General features: G+C 72.3%; 5 protein-coding genes. All 5 read right to left on the bottom strand.

Annotated features, from left to right (window positions below):
* Positions 1-149: 149 nt before the first annotated feature.
* Positions 150-407: a hypothetical protein gene (locus ADY01_RS38665; protein WP_049580567.1), complete on the bottom strand. Its 258-nt coding sequence runs from the start codon at positions 405-407 to the stop codon at positions 150-152.
* On the bottom strand, positions 389-838 hold the full coding sequence (locus tag ADY01_RS38660) for a hypothetical protein (protein WP_049580566.1): 450 nt from the start codon (positions 836-838) through the stop codon (positions 389-391). The genes ADY01_RS38665 and ADY01_RS38660 overlap by 19 nt, the downstream gene beginning before the upstream one ends.
* Before the next feature lie 256 nt (positions 839-1,094).
* Positions 1,095-2,348, bottom strand: coding sequence for a helix-turn-helix domain-containing protein (locus tag ADY01_RS33690; protein WP_049580565.1), 1,254 nt, complete (start codon positions 2,346-2,348; stop codon positions 1,095-1,097).
* 952 nt (positions 2,349-3,300) lie between these two features.
* A complete protein-coding gene (locus tag ADY01_RS33685; protein ID WP_049580564.1) occupies positions 3,301-3,495 on the bottom strand; it encodes a hypothetical protein in 195 nt (64 codons plus the stop codon).
* The gene (locus ADY01_RS33680) at positions 3,492-3,902 is read right to left on the bottom strand and encodes a hypothetical protein (protein WP_159001599.1); all 411 of its coding nucleotides are present in this window, start codon (positions 3,900-3,902) and stop codon (positions 3,492-3,494) included. Before ADY01_RS33680 ends, ADY01_RS33685 begins: the two co-directional genes overlap by 4 nt.
* Positions 3,903-4,042: the final 140 nt, after the last annotated feature.

Genomic DNA, 4,042 nt, shown 5'->3' with positions numbered 1-4,042 from the left:
TGTGAACTCCAGGCGGCGCCGACCGTTGGCCAGGGCGAACATGTCCTGGACGGTGAACGGCTGCGCGCCGATCATCACCTCGTCGCCCCGGCGGACGCTGTACACGTCCACCTCCAGGGGTACGGGGACCGTTCCGGGTGCGTGTGCGGTCACGAGGCGCTCCTGAGGTGCTCGGGCCGGTCGCGCTCGTACTGGGCGGCGCGGGCCATGGCGTAGAGGTGGGCGAGGCAGGCGTCGCAGGCGTAGACGTCTCCTGAGGCGTCACCGGCTGCGCCGGAGAGGGTGGCGCGGCCTACCCACATGACCGTCTGTTTGATCTCGGGGTCGCAGCCGATCCAGCAGCGGTCCAGGGTGCGTTCGTCCTGCCAGCGCTCGGGGTCGGGCGTGGTCAGGCGGAGTCCCCGCACGAGGGGTCACCCCCGTCCGGCACGGCGTGGAGCCTGCCACGGGTCCGGGCGCGCAACTCTGCGACGGCCTCTCGGAGTTCCCTCTGCGCGTGGGCCATCTCGCGCGCCGTCAGGAGCCAGTTCAGGGTGGTCAGGGCCCATGCGGAGACGACGCGTTCTATCAGCGGTCGGAGGTCGGGGCGGGGGCCGAGGTGGGCGAGGCGGCGGATCAGGCGCTCGGGCATGTGCGGTTCGGGCGGGTAGTTCAACGGCTCGCCCGAGCCGAGCGGGGGGCGCTGCGCGAGGGGGATCCACCGGCCGGTGACCAGGCAGTCGGGGCCGACGGTGAGGATCCAGCCTTCGGGGTGCACCGCGACCGGGACCGGACGCGCCTCCCGGATCTGCTCGCGGCAGTCGATGCACACCGGCACCAGGCGCAGATTCGCAAGCATCACCGCGCGCCCTCCGGACACTTGTGTAGCGCCAGCGACTCGACGGTGCCCCGACAACCGGGGCACCACACGCCCGCGGTCACCGGCGGGCAGGTGCGCCCGTCGATCAGTGTCGGGGGCTCGTCGGAAAGGGGCAACGGGGCGGGCTCGGGCAGCGGGGCAAGTGCCATGACACGCTCCTCGGTCATCGGGTTCGATGACCGTATGGCCGCCCTTGGAGCGGGAGGGGCACAGTCTGTGTCCCTCGCACGCGCGTTCAGGTTGTCAGCATGCCCAAACTCACTGCGAGTCGGGCGGCTCGCTGCCGCCGGGAGGGCTGTCGGGACTCGGCTTCCTCCAGCACGATCCTTCTGGCGTACCCGTTGTATCGGATCGTCTCCGGTGCGGCCTTGTGCGCCCGCTCCAGCATGGCGAGGGCCGTGTCCGCCTGCCCGTCGAGCTGGTAGCCGCGTGCCTCCTCGATGCGGTGCCGCGCGCGGCGCGGCCGGGACGGGATGGTCGTCACCTCGGTGGCGGCGGCCTGTCGCACCGACTCGCCCCCGGCGTGCAGTTCGACGGCGATGGTCACTGCGTGCGCGCCCATGATCGCCTGCGAGAACGAGGTGACGGGGTGGTAGTAGCTCGCGGGTAGCCGACCGGCTGCCGCTTGGGCGCGGTCCCAGTAACTCCAAGCGGCCCCGGCGGCTCCGCGCCGGGCCGCCGTGTACCCGGCCTCGAACTGGAGCGCGCCCGCGATCGCCAACACGTCATCGTCCGCGTCCGGCAGCAGCGGCTCCAGGTAGCGAAGCGTCTCGTGGGTGATGGCGTCCGCGGCGTCGAAATGGCCCTGCCCGGCGTCGCGGTGGGCCTGGGCCAAGAGCCACGCGGCAACGCCGATCGCGTGCGGGTCCTCGGACTCCTGGGCGGCGACCATGCCGCGCTCGGCGACGCGCCACAGCAGCGCGGACTCCGGCTGGTACGCCAGGAAGAACTGGCTGAGGCTGTACGTCTCGGCGAGCACGGCCTGTGCCGCGCGCCGCCGTGCGCTCGTCTCTGCCTGTCGTGCGGTGAGCTGCGCGTCCCGGATGAGACCGGGGAGCAGCGCGCCTACGACCTCGCGGTGGTTGGGCGCGGAGTGCCGCGCCTTCCACGCTCGGGACAGGCGCGCGGCCAGGTGCTCGGGGGGTGGTGCTTGCCGGTCCTCAGAGCGCAGCGGGAAGGCGTTGATGACCTCGGCGACCGCAGCGAGCCGCGTGTGGCCGGGGCCGATGAACAAGTCGGTGGCCATGGTCTGGGAGCCTGTCAGCTCGGAGAGGTCACGGACACGCAGTACCTCGGCGATACGCAGGATCATGGACAGCTTGGGCGTCTGCAACCTGCCGCGCTCGACCTGTTTCACCCAGGATGGAGACATGCCCAGGAGGCCGGCAAGGATGGGGCGGCTCATGCCGCGGCGGTTGCGCAATACCTCCATGCGCTGTCCGAATGACAGCGGCTCCAGGTACGGGTCCGGGGTAGCATCGGAGGGCATGGCCTTGCTCCTTCTCTGAACAGCTCGACACTGTCAGGGTATGGGGCAAGGCCCTCTTTGTTTGAGGGGCCCGAGGAAATCACCCGGCGATAGTGGCGCTGGGTGTGACGAGGCTTCCTCGCCTGGCTGCGCTTCGGTGTGGGGCGGTGTCGGTTGGCGTGTGGTGGTGTTCGGGGTGGGGCGGCCTGGCCGCTCGGGCGTGACCGGCCGAAGGCCGCAGCGCGCACGAGGGCGGCCGGGGCAGACCGCGCGCCGGTAGGCGCGCGGTCTTGAGCCAGTAAAGAAACTACGGACCCGGGTTGCCCCGGCTGCTGGGCATACGGCGGGTGGGGCGCCGGTCAGCGTGGAGGCGCGGGCGCCTGTGCCGACCAGGGCGCACGGGCAGGGGCCGGAACACCCTCAGGCATTCCCGCCCGGCGAGGGCGAGACACTGACCGGCCCTGGACTGCGGTACCTCGATCGCTGCTGCCGTATTCGCACCCCGTCTTCCTCAGTTCCCTGGAGAATCAACCACCATCAAGGTGGCTTCCCCTCCCCGGTGCGTATCGTCGCGGCGGTCACCTCGACGTGCCGGACGTCTGGGCGGGGACGGGTTCGCACGGTCAACGGTCTCCTCTGGCGGGAATCTCGGGGTCCCGCCCGCCCCGGAGGGCGGGCGGGGAGTCTGTGGCCCCCCGTCTGCCCTCCGGGTGGTGTGAATCAGCTCGGAGCGGACGGGGGGCGGTCTATGGGTGGCCGCCGGAGGGAGGGCGGCGGGATATCGGCCGAGGCGGGCACTGTGGCGAGCAGGCCCACAGCTGGAACACGTAGCCGTGCCACTCCTGTTCGCCGCCGAGTTTCCGGGCCCACGCGCCGAGGTACCGGCCGCACAGGGCGCAGTGCCGTCCTTCCTGCTGCTCGGGCCGGAGCCCGGGGACCTCGGGTATTCGCTCCGTGGTCTGCGTGATCGTGGTCACGGTGCGGCCTCGCAGGGCGGGTCGCAGGCCCACAGTTCGAGCCCGGCGTTGTTCTCGTCGTCGCCCGGGTCGAGGCGCCGCATGCCGGGGAGCATGGCGTGATCGCACCAGGCGCAGGCCCAGCCCGTGGCCTGGTCCTGGGACAGCCCGTCCAGTGGCGGGAGTGGCTCGGCCAACGGTGGCGCGGTCATCGCGCGACCTCGGTGGCAGGCGTGGCCGGGTGTCTGGCGCGGGCGGCGGTGCGCAGGTCGGCGACGGCGGTGCGGGCCTGTTCGTGCGCGGCGTGCAGCTCGTCCGCCGAGGCCGCGCGGCGTTTCGTGCGGGTGGCGGCGTCCATCAGCCGGGCGACCGGCGCGATGAGGTCGGGCCGGTCGCCCAATTCGGCGAGTCTCGCCACCAGATCAGCGGGCACGATGTCCGGGTAGGTCATGCGGGTGCCGCGGGAGCCGATGGGGTGCAGCGCGAACGGGATCAGCCGCCCGGCGACCAGGCAGCCCCGGCAGGCGTAGTACGACCGGCCCGGCCCGCTGTTCCCGTTCACGATGGCGACCGGGGTCAGCGGCGGCACCACGTCTCGGCACGTGGAACAGCGCGGCATCACTGGGCGCTCCCCGGGCAGGTGTGCTGCGCGCGCGACTCCACCTTGTCGTCGCAGCCGGGGCAGTGCTCGGACGACACCACGGGGGGGCAGGTGCGCCCGTCGATGAGGGTCGGAGGCGCGGGCCGCCGCGGCACCGG

It is taken from the genome of Streptomyces sp. SBT349 (assembly GCF_001083795.1).
In the GTDB taxonomy this organism is placed as follows: domain Bacteria; phylum Actinomycetota; class Actinomycetes; order Streptomycetales; family Streptomycetaceae; genus Streptomyces.
Note: the sequence above shows the minus strand (reverse complement) of the source record. Positions and strands in the feature narration are given on the sequence as shown.

What these genes read in the sequence shown, in the direction of transcription:
- ADY01_RS33690 (WP_049580565.1), bottom strand. Translation starts at nt 2,348, where the DNA reads ATGCCCTCCGATGCTACCCCGGACCCGTACCTGGAGCCGCTGTCATTC.
- ADY01_RS38660 (WP_049580566.1), bottom strand. Translation starts at nt 838, where the DNA reads ATGCTTGCGAATCTGCGCCTGGTGCCGGTGTGCATCGACTGCCGCGAG.
- ADY01_RS33680 (WP_159001599.1), bottom strand. Translation starts at nt 3,902, where the DNA reads ATGCCGCGCTGTTCCACGTGCCGAGACGTGGTGCCGCCGCTGACCCCG.
- ADY01_RS33685 (WP_049580564.1), bottom strand. Translation starts at nt 3,495, where the DNA reads ATGACCGCGCCACCGTTGGCCGAGCCACTCCCGCCACTGGACGGGCTG.